The organism is Actinoplanes sp. G11-F43, from assembly GCF_050589265.1.
Lineage (GTDB): Bacteria > Actinomycetota > Actinomycetes > Mycobacteriales > Micromonosporaceae > Actinoplanes.
Window position 1 is genome coordinate 225,945 of record NZ_JBNZCE010000012.1, and the last position, 17,816, is coordinate 243,760.

The 17,816-nt window shown below is 70.7% G+C and carries 15 protein-coding genes; 6 read left to right on the forward strand and 9 right to left on the reverse strand.

The annotated features are described in order from the left end of the window. Positions 1-56 precede the first annotated feature (56 nt). On the reverse strand, positions 57-305 hold the full coding sequence (locus ACQ0O7_RS14080) for a hypothetical protein (RefSeq protein WP_430782480.1): 249 nt from the start codon (positions 303-305) through the stop codon (positions 57-59). A 191-nt stretch (positions 306-496) separates the two neighbouring features. Between ACQ0O7_RS14080 and ACQ0O7_RS14085 the strand changes: the two genes are divergently transcribed. Together ACQ0O7_RS14085 and ACQ0O7_RS14090 are read left to right on the forward strand one after the other, a co-directional pair. Continuing rightward, a complete protein-coding gene (locus tag ACQ0O7_RS14085) occupies positions 497-1,171 on the forward strand; it encodes an AbfB domain-containing protein (protein ID WP_430782481.1) in 675 nt (224 codons plus the stop codon). 9 nt (positions 1,172-1,180) lie between these two features. Further along, complete coding sequence (locus tag ACQ0O7_RS14090) at positions 1,181-3,427, forward strand: ATP-binding protein (protein ID WP_430782482.1); 2,247 nt, start codon at positions 1,181-1,183, stop codon at positions 3,425-3,427. Here the strand turns inward: ACQ0O7_RS14090 and ACQ0O7_RS14095 are convergent. The 3 genes from ACQ0O7_RS14095 to ACQ0O7_RS14105 form a co-directional block, all read right to left on the reverse strand. Continuing rightward, complete coding sequence (locus ACQ0O7_RS14095) at positions 3,349-3,813, reverse strand: response regulator (protein ID WP_430782483.1); 465 nt, start codon at positions 3,811-3,813, stop codon at positions 3,349-3,351. The genes ACQ0O7_RS14090 and ACQ0O7_RS14095 overlap by 79 nt on opposite strands. Then, on the reverse strand, positions 3,810-5,480 hold the full coding sequence (locus tag ACQ0O7_RS14100) for a PP2C family protein-serine/threonine phosphatase (protein WP_430782484.1): 1,671 nt from the start codon (positions 5,478-5,480) through the stop codon (positions 3,810-3,812). Before ACQ0O7_RS14100 ends, ACQ0O7_RS14095 begins: the two co-directional genes overlap by 4 nt. Positions 5,481-5,664: 184 nt before the next feature. Next, positions 5,665-9,441, reverse strand: coding sequence for a glycoside hydrolase family 2 TIM barrel-domain containing protein (locus ACQ0O7_RS14105; protein WP_430782485.1), 3,777 nt, complete (start codon positions 9,439-9,441; stop codon positions 5,665-5,667). A gap of 824 nt (positions 9,442-10,265) precedes the next feature. Here ACQ0O7_RS14105 and ACQ0O7_RS14110 point away from each other — a divergent pair. Next, complete coding sequence (locus tag ACQ0O7_RS14110; RefSeq protein ID WP_430782486.1) at positions 10,266-10,466, forward strand: hypothetical protein; 201 nt, start codon at positions 10,266-10,268, stop codon at positions 10,464-10,466. Between the two features lie 624 nt (positions 10,467-11,090). Here the strand turns inward: ACQ0O7_RS14110 and ACQ0O7_RS14115 are convergent. Beyond that, positions 11,091-12,089, reverse strand: coding sequence for a S1 family peptidase (locus ACQ0O7_RS14115; protein ID WP_430782533.1), 999 nt, complete (start codon positions 12,087-12,089; stop codon positions 11,091-11,093). Positions 12,090-12,263: 174 nt separating this feature from the next. Between ACQ0O7_RS14115 and ACQ0O7_RS14120 the strand changes: the two genes are divergently transcribed. Continuing rightward, entirely contained in the window at positions 12,264-12,896 is a 633-nt protein-coding gene (locus tag ACQ0O7_RS14120) for an alpha/beta hydrolase fold domain-containing protein (protein WP_430782487.1), read from the forward strand. A 260-nt stretch (positions 12,897-13,156) separates the two neighbouring features. Here the strand turns inward: ACQ0O7_RS14120 and ACQ0O7_RS14125 are convergent, their stop codons facing one another. Further along, a complete protein-coding gene (locus ACQ0O7_RS14125; protein WP_430782488.1) occupies positions 13,157-13,588 on the reverse strand; it encodes a PRC-barrel domain-containing protein in 432 nt (143 codons plus the stop codon). A gap of 84 nt (positions 13,589-13,672) precedes the next feature. Between ACQ0O7_RS14125 and ACQ0O7_RS14130 the strand changes: the two genes are divergently transcribed. After that, entirely contained in the window at positions 13,673-14,155 is a 483-nt protein-coding gene (locus ACQ0O7_RS14130) for a hypothetical protein (protein WP_430782489.1), read from the forward strand. Here the strand turns inward: ACQ0O7_RS14130 and ACQ0O7_RS14135 are convergent. The 3 genes from ACQ0O7_RS14135 to ACQ0O7_RS14145 are packed head-to-tail and all read right to left on the reverse strand — an operon-like array spanning position 14,121 to position 16,998. Continuing rightward, the gene (locus ACQ0O7_RS14135; RefSeq protein WP_430782490.1) at positions 14,121-14,954 is read right to left on the reverse strand and encodes an ABC transporter ATP-binding protein; all 834 of its coding nucleotides are present in this window, start codon (positions 14,952-14,954) and stop codon (positions 14,121-14,123) included. The genes ACQ0O7_RS14130 and ACQ0O7_RS14135 overlap by 35 nt on opposite strands. Next, entirely contained in the window at positions 14,954-15,994 is a 1,041-nt protein-coding gene (locus tag ACQ0O7_RS14140; RefSeq protein ID WP_430782491.1) for a FecCD family ABC transporter permease, read from the reverse strand. The genes ACQ0O7_RS14135 and ACQ0O7_RS14140 overlap by 1 nt, the downstream gene beginning before the upstream one ends. Further along, positions 15,991-16,998, reverse strand: a complete 1,008-nt coding sequence (locus ACQ0O7_RS14145) for a FecCD family ABC transporter permease (protein WP_430782492.1) — start codon at positions 16,996-16,998, stop codon at positions 15,991-15,993. The genes ACQ0O7_RS14140 and ACQ0O7_RS14145 overlap by 4 nt, the downstream gene beginning before the upstream one ends. Positions 16,999-17,021: 23 nt before the next feature. Between ACQ0O7_RS14145 and ACQ0O7_RS14150 the strand changes: the two genes are divergently transcribed. After that, positions 17,022-17,753, forward strand: a complete 732-nt coding sequence (locus tag ACQ0O7_RS14150; RefSeq protein WP_430782493.1) for an ABC transporter substrate-binding protein — start codon at positions 17,022-17,024, stop codon at positions 17,751-17,753. The last annotated feature ends 63 nt before the right edge of the window (positions 17,754-17,816 follow it).

Genomic DNA, 17,816 nt, shown 5'->3' on the forward strand with positions numbered 1-17,816 from the left:
GCGCCACTCGCCTCGTTCGCCCGGGACTCGCCCCGGGCGAACGAGGCGGGCCACGGTCAGACATCGCGCTGCCGCGGGAGGACGGCCGACCCACCGGGCAGGAGCAGGCTGTAGGCCACGGCCAGCGCCACCGTCGGCCACGCGCCCGGCCCGTCCTGCGGCGCGACACCGGCGAGTCTCTGCAGGGCGGCGCCCGGAGTGACCCCGATCAGCCGGGCGGCGTTGTCACCGATGAGCGGCCCGATCAGCAACAAACCCAGCAGAATCGCGGTGACCAGGGTGACCGCCGCACCGGTGTGGCGCACCGCGTTGCCACAGTTCGTGATCCTGCTGTTCGAGCGGTCACCGGCGGCCGGGTCGAGGTCCGCCCCCTGGTGACGATCCGACGGCCCCGGATCCGGACGCCACCCGCGAGGACGGGGCCGGACACCATGCCCGGCGCGTGGAGGCCGGCAGGTAGCCTTTCCGGCCGAAGGGTTCGAAAGGAGCGATACCGATGACCGACCAGGCACCCGGACCAGGGCGCCCCGCCGGCACCGTCTACGGCCGCGGCGGTGTGGACGCCGGCCCGCCCCCACCCGCCTCCGGCCTGCCCCGGGCCGTGCCGGTCATCGTCGGGGCCGGCGGTGTCGCCGTGCTCCTGCTGGCATGGGTCGCGTGGAGCAGCATCAGCGGGGACAAGACACCGGCCGTCGCGGCGACCGCCACGGGCGGGCCGACCACCCCGGCCGCCGCCGGGCCCTCCGCGACCGAGCCGGCCCGCCCGCAGCTGGCCACCGGGCAGTGGCTGCTGTCGCCGCTCGACGACGAGAACACCTATCTGACGGTCAGCGAGGACTTCGCCAAGATGTCCCCGGCCGATCCGGCGCCGCTGACCGTGGTGGCCGGGCTCGACGACGAGGCGTGCTTCTCCTTCCAGCTGTCCGACGGGCGGTTCCTGCGGCACTTCGACTACCGGCTGCGTTTCGACGCCTCCGACGAGTCCGACCTGTTCCGGGCCGACGCCACCTTCTGTCAGGAGTCCGGCACCGAGGCGGGCACGATCCGGCTGCGGTCCAAGAACTATCCGGACTTCCGGGTCCATCACCGTGGCGATGATTCGCTCTTCATCGACAAGCCCGAGGGGGACTCGTTCGACGGCGAGAGCACCTTCATGGTGCAGTCGCCGTAAGATCTCGGCGTGACCGATCAGACGTCCTGGCTGCCGGAACGCGTCGCCGCCGCGGAACGTGAGGTCGGGGGCGGCTTCGACCTGACCGCGTGTGTGCAGGAGCCCATCCACCTGCTGGGCGGGGTCCAGTCGTACGGGGCCCTGATCGCCGTCCGGTCCGGCCGGATCGCGGTGATCAGCGAGAACGCCGAGCGGATGCTGGGCATGACCGGCCTGTCCGGTGTCCCGGTGTCCCGGTTGATCGACGACGCCCAGATGTCCGCGCTGGAGGAGCTGACCGGCGCGGACACCGGGCCGACCGCGATGATGCCGGTGCGGACCACGTCCGGTGACCTGTTCGACGTGACGGTGCACCGGTCCGGCGGCATGCTGGTGCTGGAGTTCGAGCCGCCCGGTTCGGCGCAGGACTTCACCGCGATCTTCACCCCGGTCCGGCAGGCGCTGATGCGCCTGCAGATGGCCGGCACCGTGTTGCAGGCCTGCCAGGCGGCGGTGCGGGAGATCCGGGCGATCACCGGGTACGACCGGGTGGTCGCCTACCGGTTCGAGAGCCACGCCGGGCCCGGCGAGGTGATCGCCGAGGACGTCGCGGACGGCTGGGAGCCGTGGCTGGGCCTGTGGTTCCCGTCCACCGACATCCCGCCGCAGGCACGGCTGCTCTACGAGCGCAACTGGATCCGGGTGATCGCCGACGTCGACGACGAGACGGCCCGGCTGTCGCCACCGGTGCTGCCGGAGACCGGCGAACCTCTCGACCTGTCGATGTCGGTGTTGCGGACGGTGTCGCCGTTCCATATCGAGTACCTGCGCAACATCGGCGTCAAGTCGTCGATGTCGGTGTCGCTGCTGTCCGGCGGCCGGCTGTGGGGCTTGATCGCCTGCCACGGCCGGGAGGTCACCACGCTGGGCCCGCAGGTCCGGGCCGCCTGCGAGTTCTTCGGGGTGGCGCTGTCGCTGCACCTGGCGGCGCTGCGCGAACGTGACGACTCGGGTGCCCGGGACCGCTCCCGAGGGGTGATCTCCCGGCTGTTGGAGGGCTACACCGAGGGTCCGGCCGGTTCCTGGCCGATGGACCCGGACGGGCTGCTCGGCCTGATCCCGTGTGACACGGTGGTGGTCCGCGGCGGTGACGACGTAGTGGTGCACGGCGCCGATCCGGGCCGGGAGCAGGTGGCCGCGCTGCTGGCCGCGCTGCCGGTGCCCTCGCTCGGCGAGGTGTGGCACACCGACCGGCTGGCCGAGGACGTCCCCGGCATGGCGGCCGCCGTCCCCTCGGTGGCCGGGGTGCTGGTGCTGCCGACCGGTGCCGACGGCGACTGCATCGTGTGGCTGCGCGGTGAGCGGTCGGTGTCGCGACGCTGGGCCACCGACCCGGAGGAGCCGGTCAAGCTGGGCCCGCACGGCAGCCGGCTGACCCCGCGCGGTTCGACCGCGGTGTTCCTGGCGTCGGTGCGGGGCCGGGCGATGCCCTGGTCGGCGACGGATCTGGCGATGGCGATCGAACTCGGCCGTACGGTCGTCGGGATCGCCGTCGCCCACGCCCGCCGGCTGTCCGCGCTGAACGTCGAGTTGAGCCGCAGCAACGTCGACCTGGACTCGTTCGCGCACGCGGCCGCGCACGATCTGAAGGAGCCGCTGCGCGGGATCGCGAACACCGCCACGTTCATCGCCGAGGACGCCGCCGACGGCATGGACCCGGTGACGGCCCGCCGGCTGGCCTCCATCCAGCGGCTGGCCGAGCGGATGGACGAGCTGCTCAACTCACTGCTCTACTACTCCCGGCTGGGCCGGACCGAGTTGCACCGGGCCGACCTGGATCTGCGCGAGGCGGTGCTGCGGGCGATGGTGGTGGCCGGGCCGCGGCTGCGTGAGGCCGGGGTGTCCGTGCAACTGCCGGAGCGCGACCTGACGGTCTCCGCCGATCCGGTGCTGTTCGACCAGGTGCTGGTGAACCTGCTGGTCAACGCGGCGAAGTACGCGCGAGCCGACGGCCCGCGCCGGGTCACCGTGAGCGGCGGCCCGGACCTGATGGTCCAGGACAACGGGGTCGGCATACCGGCACATCTGCGGGAGCAGGCGTTCCAGCTGTTCCGGCGGCTGCACCCGGCCGGCAACGGCTACGAGGGCGCCGGCGCCGGGCTGGCCATCGTGCGCCGGGTGGTGGAACGGCACGGTGGTCAGGTGTGGGCGGAGGAGTCCCCCGGCGGCGGCACCACGATCCGGGCGTCGTTCCCGGCCGGCCGCGACCTCCAGTAGTCCAGGGTCTGGCTGAGCACGCTCTGGAACAGCGCGAAGTTGATCGGTTTGTAGATGTAGGAGTCGGCGCCGGCGGCATAGCAGGCGTCCGCCTCGCCCTGGTCCTCCGACGAGGTGAACACCACCACCGTCAGAGCGTCCAGGGCCCGGTCGGCGCGGATCGCCCGGACCACGTCCAGGCCGCTCTCCCCGGGCATGTTCAGATCGACGAGCGCCAGCCAGGGCAGCTCCCGCTCCTCGGCCAGCCGGGACAGCACGGCACCACCGGACCGGAAGAACTCCAGGCGTACGTCCGGATGTGATCGGCTGATCGCCCGCTCGATCGCCTCCACGTCCTCGTCGGAGTCCTCCACCACGAAGACCAGATCGGTGGCCCGGAGGCTCATGGGTGTTTCTCCTCGGCATGGATCGCCAGAACGGCGATGTCGTCGGCGCCGGAACCCGAATAGGAGGCGGCCGCCCTGCTCAGCTCGTGGGCCAGCACGTCCACCGGCAGACCTCGGAGCCGTTCCAGGGTTTGCCCCAGAGCGACCTCCTCGAACATGGTTCCGGCGGAGTCCCGGCTCTCGGTGAGCCCGTCGGTGAAGATGAACAGCGTGTCGCCGGGCGCCAGGAACGTCTCGGAGCGGGCGATCCGCGGGTCGGCCAGGATGCCGAGCGCGGTGCCGCCACCGGCGACCCGTTCCACCGGGCCGTCCCGTCGCAGCAGCACCGGCGCCGGATGCCCGGCCGACGTCCATTCCACCGCCAGGCCGCCGTCGTGCCGCTGCAACCGGGCCACCCCACCGGTGACGAACCGCCACGAACCGTCCAGCCGCAGCCGGGTGTTCAGCCGGCTCATCGCCCGTGCCGGCGACGCGCCCTCCTGCAGCAGGGCGGCGATGGTGTGCCGGGCCATGCCGGTCAGGGCGGCCGCGTCCACCCCGCGCCCGCAGACGTCCCCGATGATCGCGGCCACGCTGCCGTCGTCACAGAGCACCAGGTCGTAGAAGTCGCCGCCGACCTCCAGGATCCGGTCGCCGACCAGGTAGGAGGCGGCCACCGACAGGCCGTCGACGTCCGGCAGCCGGGTCGGCAGCAGATGCTGCTGCATGGTGACCACGTCGCGGCGGCGCCGCTCGTACCGGGTGCTGTTGTCGATCGCCAGGGCCGCCCGGGACGCCAGGTCCCGCAGGAACGACACCGGCGGGACCGACGAGTCGTCCCGGTCGAAGAGGAAGACCAGGGTTCCGACCACCTCACCGCGGGCCTTCAGGACCTGGAGATTGACGGTACGGGTGGCGAGCAGCCCGGTGTCGGCCGCCGGGATGTCCGCGCCCTGGACGGCATGGTTCACCAGGTGGGCCAGATGGTCGCGCACCTCCGGATCGCGGAGCAGGCCGTTGAGCCGGCGCATGTCGACGTGCACCGAGCTGCGCAGCACCGGTTTGCCGTCCTCGCAGACGTAGACCAGGCAGCCCTCGGCGATCGCCGGGACCGCCATCCGGGGCACCCGCTGCATGGTCTGCTTGGTGTCCAGGACCGCGTCCATCTGCAGTGACGCCTCGGCGAGCAGGGCGTCGCGGGTCTGCTGCGCGCGTTCGGCGCGCCGCACCCCGAGCAGCCGGATCGCCTCCCGGGTGACCTCGATGACCTGCCCGAGGCAGACGCTCACCCAGCCGATGTCGGCGTCGTCCCCGACCGCCACCATGATCGTCCCGGCGGCCTCGCCGGACAGATCGAACCTGGCCTGTACGACGGCGGTGGCCCCGATCCGGTCGAACCCGAACCCGAACCCGTCCGCCGCGATGGTGCGCGGCTCCGGTGAGGCGCCGGCCGCCCATCGGTGGGCCAGGTCGCGGTGGTCGCCCTCCAGGGGGATGCCGGTCCACCGGTACTCCAGGACGGTGTCGTCGACCGGGTGGTGCCGCAGCCCCCACACCGCGATCACGCCGGGGAGCGCCTGCAACGGCGGGAGGATCAGCCCGGCCAGGTCGTCGCGGGCGCTGATCCGCCCCACCGAGGTCCACATCCGGTGCAGCGTCGCCGCCCACCCCGAATCCGAACCCTCCACCGGCCGTCACTCCCTGAAGTCATCCGGCGCCCGTCGCCGACCGGTAAGTATCCACGAGACCGTTGCCGCTAAACAAATGATCACACCTTGCCGGGCGCCGGCCTGTGATCAGCGTAAACAAACACACCGGCCGGCTCGACCGCATCGAGCCACCGAACGGCACCCGGTCTGCCGCTGACCGCGGTCAGCGGGTGGCGGGGCTCGCCGTCGCCGGTGGTCGCCCGCCCGGGAGTGGACGCAGTATCAGCGAGTAGTCGTGATTCCTGGTCGCTGACATCCGGTACGGGGCGAGCACCCAGTTCGGCGTCTCCCCCAGCCCGGACTCGCCGGTGGCCGCGTGCAGGGTGATCCATCCGTCGTTGCGGACGAACGGGAGCTGATGCGCGTACTCGGCGCGGGCCAGCTCGTCGTACCGGCTCACGCTCACGTCCAGCGATTCACCGTCCGGGGCTCCGACCAGCAGCCCGGCCCGGTCACCGTCGGTGAGGGCGGCCCACCGGGTTCCGGTGTGGTTGCCGTTGGCCTGAGGACGGGCGTACGGCACATATTGATCGTCAACACCGCTGCTCCACACGTCCACGGTTGATCCGCTCTGCCGGTCGCTGTAGGTCTCGTGCGGCCCGGTGCCGTACCAGGTGAACTCGTCGAGTGCGTCAGGCACCCTCATCCGCACCCCGACCCGGGGCAGGAACGGCAGGTCACCGGCCCGGCTCCCGCGCGGCCGGACCTGGTGGTCGAGGGTGAGGGTCCCCCGGTTGTCGATGCGGTAGCGCAGGGTCTGCCCGACCGCGAACACGTCGGCCAGCCCCGGCGCGGCAGCGGTACTACGCACAGTGATCACCGCCTGCCGTCCCTCCGTGCCGGCCCGCACGTCGTCGACGGTGGTCACCAGCCGGTCGAGCCCGACCTCGTGCCAGATCATCCGGTCGGGGGTTCCCCAGTGATACGTCTCGTTGCTGATCGGCGCCCGGTGGACGTCGAGTTCCGGCCCGGCCGTCAGCAGCTCCCGCCCGTCGGCCGACATCGAGGTGAGCGCCCCGCCGGCGAAGCGGTAACTCCATCCACGGCCACTGACAGTGACGACATCGCCGTCGGTCCGGACCGTGGGCGCGCCACCGGACGCCGGGCCGGGCCGGATACCCGGGACCACCCGGCCGCCGATCGGGAACTGCTCCCGGGCGAACACCCAGCCGCTCTCCGCCCAGGGCAGGTCCTCGACGGTGGTGACGTCGACATCGAGCCACCGTTCCCGGTTCCGCGGATTGGCCGGTGCCGCGCCGACGTCGACCGGCAGGGTCTGCCCCGGCGCCAGGGTGAGCGCCCTGCTGCCGCTGCGGAGGGTCTGCCCGATCTCGGTCATCGACCAGTTCAGCCGCAGGCGCAGGGTTCCGGCGGTCTGCTCGTTGCTCACCGTGATGCGGCCCTTCTTCGCGTCGGCCGCCCGGAACCGGACCGGCGAATGCGCCCACGCCACCTCCTCGGTCTCCGGCTGGAGCACCCGGTCCGAACTGACCATGCCGTCGGTGCCGGACAGGCTCAGACCGAGGCTGAGGAAGTCCCCGGACCGGTCGAAACGGTCGAAATCAAGAGCCAGGACCGCTTGCCGGTACGGGTCACCGGCGAGCTGTTCCGCGGACAGCGCCTGCCCGTAGATCCGCACGTCGTCGACCAGGGCACGTCCCGTCCGTACCGTCACGTTGTCCTGCTGGGTCTCGGCGTTGCGGCCGATGTTGACCTCGTAGAGTCCGGGATCGATCGGTCCGGTGCGCTTCTTCGCCGCGACCTCGGTGCCGTCGACGTACAACCGCAGGTGCGTGCCGTCGTAGGTTCCGCTCACCCGGTGCCAGTCGCGGTAGAAGTCGCCGGGCACGTCGACGGCGACCGCACCGGACCTGCCGGCGCCGACCCGGAACTCCAGCGTGTTCCGGTCACGCATCTGCAGCGCGTACGCCTGACCCTTGGTGACGATCGGCAGACTGCCCGCCCACTGTCCCGGCCTGACCCAGGCGTCCACGGTGACGGCCGTGGTCAGGTCGAGCCGTTCGTCGCGATACACGTCGACGAAGTCGTCAAGACTGGACAGGCTGACCGCCGTGCCACGCCGGCCGTCGACCGTCGACGGCTTGCCGACCAGGAACGCCTGGATCCGGTTGTCCGACGAGTCCGGTGTGGTGATCAACGGTTGACGCGGGTCCTGTTCGGCCCAGTCCCAGATGAACCCGCCCTGCATCGACGGCTCCCGGCGCGCGATCGCCCAGAACTGGTCGAAGTTGCCCATGCTGTTGCCCATGGCGTGCGCGTACTCGCCCATGATGATCGGTTTCGTCCCGGCCCGGACCTTCTTCTCCAGATCGGCCGGGGTCGGATAGCGCGGCCCGCTGACATCGGCGAACGGCGCGTCCCCGTCCGGCCGGTTCGGCTGGTGGTAGAGCGGACGGGTCGGCTCGTTGGCGCGCGCCCACTCGGCCAGCGCGTAATGGGTGGCCCCCAGTCCCGCCTCGTTGCCGGTGTCCCAGAGCAGGACGCTGGGATGGTTCTTGTCCCGGGCGATCATCGCCTGGAATCGGTCGGCGAACGCGTCCCGCCACTCCGGCTTGGCGGCCAGGCACTCCTTTGGGCACTCCTGCCGGGAGTGGGTCTCGATGTCGACCTCGTCGTCGATCCACAGGCCGTACCTGTTCGCCAGGTCGTAGAAGTGGGGATCGTAGGGATAGTGACTGGCCCGTACCGCGTTGATGTGCAGTCTCTTCATCAGGAAGACGTCGTCGCGCTGGGCCTGGCGGCTCACGTGCCGACCGGTGTCCGGGTCGGTCTCCGCCCGGTTCACCCCCTTGACCAGGATCCGTTTCCCGTTGACCAGCAGCTGCCGGTCCCGGATCTCGATCTCCCGGAAGCCGGCCGGCTGGGCGGTGACGTGCGCGGCCCGGCCGTCCGGGGTGATCAGTTCGAGGGCGAGCGAGTAGAGGTTCGGATCGTCGGCCGTCCACTTCGCCGGATTCCGGACCACCGTCCGCAAGGTGACCCGGCCCTGCTCGGCGACGGTCTCGCCGACCACGGCCACGGTCTTCCCGGCGTCGTCCCGCAGCGTGCCCCGCACGGTGTACCCGGCCCCCGCGCCACCGATGTCGACCCGGGCGGTCAAGGTGGCGTCCCGATAGCCCTCATCGAGATCAGTGGTGATGTAGGCGTCACGGAGATACACATGTTCGGTCCGGTACATCCACACGCCCCGGAAGATGCCGCTGTACCGCCACTGATCGAAATCCTCCAGGTAGGACCCGGAACCCCACCGATGCACCTGTACGGCGATCGTGTTGCGCCCTGTGTTCAGCTCGGTGGTGACGTCGAACTCGGCCGGGGTGTAGCCGCCCTGGTCGTACCCGACGTAAACCCCGTTGATCCAGACGAAGTATCCGCTTGTCACACCCTCGAACCGGAGCACGATCCGGCCGCCGTCCCAGGACTGCGGGACCTCGAACGACCGTACGTAGGCGCCGGTGGGGTTGATGTCCTTGGGCACGAACGGGGGCTCGTCCGGCCAGATCTCCTCCGGAATGTTGCGGAACATCGGATGATCGATGAAATCGGACTGCCAGGTGTGCGGCACCGAGACCACCGGCCATCCGGACGTGTCGACGTCCCCACTGCCGAACCCGGACGGAACCTCCTCCGGCTTGTCGAACAACTCCATCCGCCAGTCCCCGTCGAGCCCGAGAACGAACGGCGACGGGGCGGAGTGATCGGTGACGTCCCGGACAGCGGTGGCCACATCCCCATAGGGGCGCAGGTCCACATGCGGCGCCTCCTGACCCTCACCGGTCATCCGGGGATCCTCGAGGTGGCGGTAGACGTCACTGACGACCGGACCCGCCGAACCCGGAACCACCAGCAGAGCCGCCACCAGCAGAATCGCCCCCGCCACCCTGCGCTTGACCGACACCGTCGCTCGTCCCCCATCCACCGACACCTCAGCGGCCGGCCGCCGGCCACTCACCGTCCACGCCCCGAGAACCCGGTTCCGAGGCCCGGCTCCGAAGCACCGGTTCCGGCCGCACACCGTCGCCCGCCCAAGATCGAACGCCGGCACGCATTCTCACACTCGGCCGCACTCCCCCGGCCAGCCGGGACTCCACACCAGGCACCACTCCCCAGCCGGCCAGAATGCCCGCCTCCACACACCGGGCCTCGACCGCCACACCACCGTTTCGAGTCCTGCTCGCGGCTTAGGGCCCGCTCGCGGTCAATCCCTCGCGGGGACGCCCCCACCTCCCGAGATCTTGGAGGATTCACCACCGCGAAAGAGTCTTCCTCTGCGCTGCCGGCCCACTCGCGGTCAATTTCCCCGCGCGAATGCCCGCTCTCCAGCCCCACCCTGGCCGATCTTGGCGGATTTACCACCGTTTCGAGACTTCTTCTCGGCCGCTGGCCCGCTCGCGGTCAATTCCCCACACGAAAGTCCGCCTTCCAGCCCCGCCCCGGCCGATCTTGGTGGATTTACCACCGTTTCCGGTGGTAAATCCACCAAGATCTCGGCTGGACGGGTCGCTCGCGCGAGGGATTGACCGCAAGAGATCAGGCAGCCGAGAACAAGAGTCTTCTTCTTGGTGAAGGGCCGGGTGTTACGCAAGTCCTCGGCCTGATGGCTCGGCTCCGTCCCGGTGCGGGCACACCGTGGCCGGTCGTGCGCGGGCACGGACGCCCTGGGCCCGGTGGGCATCACGGCCCGTCGGTCGTGTTCCCGCGCCGGTGCGATCACTCTGACCAGCGCATACGAACCGCGAAAGTGTGCGCCGACCGGACACGGGCCGGCGCCGGCAGCAGGCGGCCAGCGGCTGGCAGCAGGCGGCCAGCGGCTGGCAGCAGACAGCAGGCGGCTGGCAGCAGGCGGCCAGCGGCTGGCAGCAGACAGCAGACAGCAGGCGGCTGGCAGCAGGCGGCTGGCGGCTGGCGGCTGGCGGCTGGCGGCTGGCGGCTGGCGGCTCATGATCGATTCGCTGGCCCGACCCTCGCCGCAGTCCGGCGGGGATGCCTCGTTGTGACCGGACCGATCTGTCCGCGATCAGGCGGTCGTCGAGCGGCGCCGCCACCGAAAGCGGGACCGAACGGTCCCATGATTCGCTACATCAACCTTGATGTCGGGTCGGCGAATGCTGATTCGATGCACCAGCCACAGCGCCGTCGAATACGTTGATCACGTCGAACGCCGGCGAAAGGGGCGCCCGGCCGGCGCGGCGTTGCTGACGAAGGGTGGCTGCTCCCCAGACCACGCCGGCAAGGAAATGGCGTATCCCTGGGTGCAGACCCGGATCACGGTAGATTTCGGCCGCGGCGGATCGGCATTCCGCGACGGCCGGGGCGTGGCATTCCGGAACAGGCGGGCGTGGCATTCCGGGACGAGCGACGATAGCCAGAACACCGGGCTGCCCGGCGGACGACGTTCGCGAAACCCGGAACGCCTGCCGGTGTAATGACATCATGAGGAAAGGCATCGGCGGAACTCCGCGGGGCCGCATCCGCGAACACGGAGAGATCACACCGGCCAACGCGGACGGCACCCCACCGGAGGGCCGTCATGATGGCAGAAAACGGAATCCCGGGACTCGGCGGGAGTCATCTCCTTCGGCGATTACCGCGCCTTCGTCTGTTCTTTCGGGCGCCGGCCAGCAGTAACGCCACGAAACCGATGGCTGCGGCGGGGATGGCCGCCAGCAGGACCGGTGAATACGAGGAGACCGGGTCGGCGGACGGGGGTGTGGCCCCGGCCGGACCGGACTCGCCGCTCTCGGAAGCCTTCGGCGGGGCGGGCGGCTCGGCCGACGGGGACGGCAGCTTGTCGTTCTTGATGATCGAGCGGATCCACGAGGCCATCGCGTCCACCCTGGTGGCCGTGTCCGGGCCGGTGTGGGGGCAGGACGGGCCCCGGCTCACCACGCCGATCACCACCGCTGTGCCGTCGTCGTCCTCGACGAAGTACGGGCCGCCGGAGTCCCGTTCGCACGGGCTGGTGTTCGCCTTCGGGGCGATCCCGGACAGGCCCATCTCGGTGGACGCCACCGACGTCACCTCGAAACGGCCGGTTCGTGCCCGGTTGGGGGTCTTGGTGGCGCCGGCCGCGGTGAACCCGTACCCGACGAGACGGGCTTTCTGCCCCTGCCTCGGTTTCTCCCGGTTGAGTTTCAGCGGGGTGATGTCGACGACCGGCCGGTCCAGGCGGGCCAGTGCCACGTCGGCCTTGCCGTGCTGCTTCACCTGCACGATCTTCGCGACCACGCCGCCGGAGCCGTTGAGGTTGGCGCGCCCGACGGTGGCGGTGGTCTTGTCGGCGACGGTGCGGGACACCCGTTTGCCGTCGACGTCGCGGAAGCAGTGCGCGGCCGTGATGATCCACCGGGGTGAGATCAGCCCGCCGGAGCAGGAGCTGTCGCGTTTGCCACCCTCAGGCGTCGGGATCCCGGTCGCGGTGATCTTCACCGCGAAGGGGTAACGCCCATCCGGTACGAGATCTCCGTTGGCGATGGACGGAACGAGCGCTGTCACACCCGCCTGAGCTGGGGAACCAGTGAGCGCCCCGACGGCGAGCACCGTCAGGAACGCGAGGATCTTGCACATGGTCTTCAACGGCTGTGGAGCGTAGACGATGGTGGCAACTCCGATTCACCTCCCTGGGCAGACGCTCGCGGATGGTCCCCGGGTTGCATCACGCGCCGCACGGCGAAATGGATCACACGGGCGCCGAAAGCTCATTCCGGCGAGCCGCGCCACCTCCGCCACCCGGAACGGCCGGTGGTAGTTCGCCCGGCCGAGCACCGGGATGTCGGCCGGCTGGTGATGGGTGACCGGTTCCCGCAGCTCGACATCGCCCTGGAGTGGCTGGCGGAGCTGGGCGCCGTGGTGGTCTCGGTGGAGTACCGGCTGGCGCCCGAGGCGACCGGAACCTACCTGGTCGAGGGCTGTCATCGCGGATTGCGATGGGTCGCCGCGAACGCCGCGGATCTCGGCGTCGATCCGGCCCGGATCGTCGTGGCGGGTGGCGGCGCCGGGGGTGGCCTGGCGGCGGGCGTGACGTTGCCGGCCTGCGATCGCGGATCGGTATCAATCGCCGGTCAGGTGCTGATCGGCCCGATGCCGGACCACCGGACCGAGTCGGCACGGGACTTCGTGGTGTGGACGCCCGCGATGAACTCGTTCGGCTGGCGGTCGGTGCTCCACGGCGGCCAGGTGACGCCGTACCTCTCCCCGCTCTTGTTGTTGCTCTCGACGGGCTGCCCCCGGCTTTCGTCGATGTCGGGAGCGCCGAGTTGTTCCGGGACGAGGCGGTCGCCTACGCCAGCCGTCTGGAGAACGCCGAATCACACGTCCGGGCCGGCGGTTTCCACGGTTTCGACGCCCTGTTCCCGAAGGCCGCGCTCTCGGTGACGGCCCGCCGCATCCGCACCGGCTGGCTGGCCCGGCGGGGAGAACGGCGACCGAGGGTGAGGGGAACTGACCGGTCTCCGGAGGTTACCACCGGTAGAGGCGGGTACCCGGAGGGTATGGACATCACGATCTGGACGATCAGTGGGATCGGGATCCTCGTGGCCATCGTCCTGGCGGTGGTGGAGAGCCGCAACTACCTGCACAGACACCGTAAACAGTGAGAACGGGGATCCCGCAACCGGGATCCCCGTTCCACGACTTCAGCGCACCGGTGGAAGACCCGGGCTGTACGGCATACCGGAGAGATAGCCCCCCGGCGCCCCCGGCACCCGCCCGTAATGGGCGTAGATGTCCTCATAGTAGGCGCGCTGATCGGCGAGATCCGGGTCGTACCCCGGACCGCCGGCGATGTGATCCTTGGACGAGTCGACGCGCACTTCGTCCTCGGTGACCTCGATGATCGCCTCGACCGGGACGAACGAGGACTGTGCGCCGAAGCCGAGGATCCCGCCGTGTTCGACGCGGAGGAACCGCACATGGTTGGTGACGGTGTCGACCAGCAGGTCAGCGACCGTGCCGATCTTCTCCCCCGCGCTGTCGACGACAGCGCGGCTCCGGACGTCGTCGTTAGGGTCCGCGATCATCTGCCCGCTGCGGCTCAGCGGCGTCAGTGTGCCGTCAGGTTCTGCCATCTCCACCACCTCCTGTCCTGTCCGGATACCCCGGAACCCGGCGAATATGCCCCCGGAGCTGCCGGAAAAGCCGACAATCAGGGCGTGAAGGTGATGGCAGGACTGGTGGTGGCGGCGACGACCGCGGCGGTGCTGGTGGGTGCGCCCGCGTGGGCGGTGAACTCGTGCAGTGAGTACCAGTCGTTCGAGTTCGACACTCCCGGCTATGACACGGATCTACGGGTGCGGCTGTGCCTGACGCACGGTTCGCCGACCCGTGGGGCGTACGCGCAGGTGTCCTGGGAGAACGGCGGGGACAACGCGGCCGACGGGCGGCGCAAGTTCGACGAGCTGGCGATCGACTACCGGCTGCTGGCGATGAACAAGCCGGTGACCACCGGTTCGTGCGACCTGGCCGGGATGGTGAACCTGAACGAGACCGGGCTGTTCATGTGCCCGGCCGAGTATCACCGTTCGACGGATCGGGGCGCGTGGGGCGTGGACGGGTCGCTGCGGTTCAACGTCGACCGGGACGGCGCGGGCAGCCGCACGCTCACTCTGACGCCGACTCCGATAGTGGAGAACTGAGCGACCCGGCCCGGCGCCGGGCCCGGTCGCCGGGCACCACCATCGGGGTGCCGGTCTCCGGGTCCGGGATGACCCGGCACGGCACCCCGAACACGTCCTCGACCAGCTCCGGCGTCATGACCCGCTCGGGCGGCCCCTGGGCGACCACGGCGCCGGCCTTCATCACGATCAGGTCGGTGGCGTACCGGCAGGCGTGGTTGAGGTCGTGCAGCACTGCGACCACGGTGCGGCCCTGCTCGTGCAGGTCGGCGCAGATGTCCAGGACGTCGAACTGGTGGGCCAGGTCGAGGAAGGTGGTCGGCTCGTCGAGCAGCAGGATGCCGGTCTGCTGGGCGAGGACCATGGCCAGCCAGACCCGCTGGCGCTGACCGCCGGAGAGTTCCTCGGCGAACCGGTCGGCGAGTTCACCGACCTCGGTCAGCCGCATCGCCTCGGTGACCGCCTCCTGGTCGGCGGCCGACCACTGGCGCAGCATCCGCTGGTGGGCGTAGCGGCCGCGGGCGACCAGGTCCTCCACCACGATGCTGTTCGGCACCACCGGCTGCTGGGGCAGCATGCCGAGGCGGCGGGCCACTTCCTTCGAGGGGTACGTGGTGATCCCGGCCCCGTCGAGCAGGACGGTCCCGGTGACCGGTTTCAGCACCCGGGCGAGCGCTTTGAGCAGTGTCGACTTGCCGCACGCGTTGGGCCCGACGATGACCGTGAAGGATCCGTCGGCGACGGTCACGCTGAGGTCCTCGGCGACCGTGCGTTGCTCGTACGCCAATGTCAGATTCTGACCTTGCAGTCGACCGTTCATCAGCCTCTCCGTCCCCGCCGCCATTCGCCCACCAGCAACCACGTCAAGTACGCGCCACCGACGGCGGCGGTCACCACCCCGACCGGCACGTCCTGGTCGGGCAGGATCCGCTGCGCCACCCAGTCGCTGCCGGCCATCAGCAGCGCGCCCATCGCCGCGGCGGGCAGCACCCCGGCCCCGCTGCCCCGGGTGAGGCGGGCGGCCAGGTGCGGCGCGGCCAGGGCGACGAAGGCGACCGGCCCGGCGGCGGCGGTGGACGCGGCGGCCAGCACCACGGCGGCCAGCGCGAGCAGTGCCCGGCTGCGTTCGACGGGCACGCCCTGGAGGGTGGCGGTCTCGTCGCCGAGCCGCATCATGGTCAGGTTGCGGCTCAGGCGCAGGATCAGCGGCAGCACGATCGCCAGGGGCACGCCGACCATGGCCACGTGCAGCAGGTCCCGGCCGCCGACGCTGCCGATCTGCCACACCTGGGCCTCGACCGCGTCCTCGATCCGGGCGCGCAGGATCAGGAACGAGTTGAACGCCTCCAGCAGCGCGGACACCCCGATGCCCATCAGGATCAAGCGGAACGGCTGCACCCCGTCGCGGAAGGCGAGCAGATAGATCAATACGGACGTGATCATGCAGCCGACGATCGCGCTGACCGCCACCGGCAGGCCGCTCGCGTCGAAGACCAGGATGGCCAGCAGCGCCCCGGTGGCCGCGCCGACGGTCAGGCCGACGAAGTCCGGGCTGCCCAGCGGGTTGCGGGTCAGGCTCTGGAAGACGGCGCCGCTGACCCCGAGGGCGGCGCCGGCGAGCAGCCCGACCGCCACCCGGGGCAGCCGCAGGTCCAGCACGATGAATGCGGCGCCCGGGTCACCGAGGCCGGCCAGGGTGCGCAGCACGTCGGCGAACGGCAGCGGGATGTCGCCGGACGACAGGTTGACCAGGCCCATGGCCAGGGCGAGAAGAGCCAGGAGCAGACCCACGACCAGCGGGCGTACGGCTACCCGTACCGCGATCGGCCCGCGCCGGACGACGATCCGTGTGGTGGTCACAGCGTCCCCAGTCGTCGGCGGCGGCACAGGGCCAGGAAGATCGGCGCGCCGGCGAACGCGGTGACCACGCCGACCTGGAGTTCGGACGGGGCGACCGCGACCCGGCCGATAACGTCCGCGAGCAGCAGCACCGACGGCCCGACCAGCAGCGAGTAGGTCAGCACCCAGCGGTTGTCCGGGCCGGTGAGCAGGCGGGCGATGTACGGAACGGCCAGTCCGAGGAACCAGATCGGCCCGACCGCGGCGGTGGCCGCCCCGCAGAGCAGGGTGATCGCGACGATGCCGAGGATCCGGGTGCGGGCCGGGTGGGCGCCGAGCGCGACGGCCGCCTCGTCACCCAGGCCGAGCATGTTGAGGCGACGGCCGAGCGACAGCGCCAGCACCACGCCGGCCAGCAGGAACGGGGTGATCTGGGTGACCGTGGCGGAGTCCCGGTCGGCGAGGGAGCCGACGTCCCAGAACCGGTAGCGGTCGAAGGTCTCCGGTCGGGTGACCAGCACCGCCCAGATGAAGGCGCCCATCACCGCGGTCAGCGACACGCCGGCCAGGACCTGTCGTTCCGGGATGGCGTCGCGCCCGGATCCGCCGACGGCGAAGACCGCGGCGGCGGTGACGGCGGCGCCGGCGAACGCGAACCAGACGTATCCGCTGGTGGTGGTGACGCCGAGGAAGCCGATGGCGATGACGACCGCGGTGGAGGCGCCCAGGTTGACGCCGAGCAGGCCGGGTTCGGCGAGCGGGTTGCGGGTGAGCGCCTGCATCAGTGCCCCGGCCAGGCCGAGCGCGGAACCGACCTCGATGCCGAGCAGGGTCCGCGGAACGCGCAGTCCGAGAACGACGTCGGTGGCCACGGTGTCGTCCGGGGTCCACAGCACCCGCCACACGTCGGCGAGCGGGACCGGGCGGGTGCCGATGGCGAGGCTGAGGGCGACCGCGACGGCGAGCACGGCGATGGTGACGCCGAGGGCGCTGAGCCTCTGCCGGCGCACTGTTTCCGTACTCATCGGGGCCCTTCATCGCGATTAAGGTGCTCACCAACACCGACGGCTACCAGTTCGAGAAGATCGCGGCCCAGCGCCCCGACCTGATCATCGGGCTGTACTCCGGCATCACCCAGGCCGACTACGACACCCTGTCCAAGATCGCGCCGACGATCGCGCAGCCCAAGGGCGGGATCGACTGGGGCATCAGCTGGCAGGACAATATCCGTACGGTCGGCAAGGCGGTGGGCCGCAGCGCCGCCGCCGAGAAGGTCGTCACCGACGTCGAGGGCAAGGTGGCCGCGGCGAAGGCCGCCAACCCGCGGTTCGCCGGGCAGACCGCGGTGGTCGCCGCCCAGTACGAGGGCTACTACGTCTACGGCAGCCAGGACCCGCGCGGCCGGCTGCTCACCGACCTCGGTTTCAGCCTGCCGCCCGGCATCGACGAGCTGACCGGCAAGGAGTTCGGGGTGAGCCTCAGCAAGGAGCGCACCGACCTGCTCGACGTCGGCGCGATCGTGTGGCTGGTCGACAAGTACGACACCGAGAAGGCCAAGATCCACGGCGATCCGCTGTACGCCAAACTGAAGGTCAAGACCGAGGGCCGGGACATCTTCCTGGAGACCGGTGAACAGCTCAGTGGGGCGACCTCGTTCATCTCCGCGCTGAGCCTGCCCTACCTGGTCGACAACCTGGTGCCGCAGCTGGCCGCGGCGGCCGACGGCGACCCGGCCACCGTGGTCGAGCGCGCCCCGAACCCGGCCCCGTCGGCGTCCTGACCCACCGCCGGTTGCCGGCCCCGGGATGACGGTCCCGGGGCCGGCAACCGGATGGCGACCAGC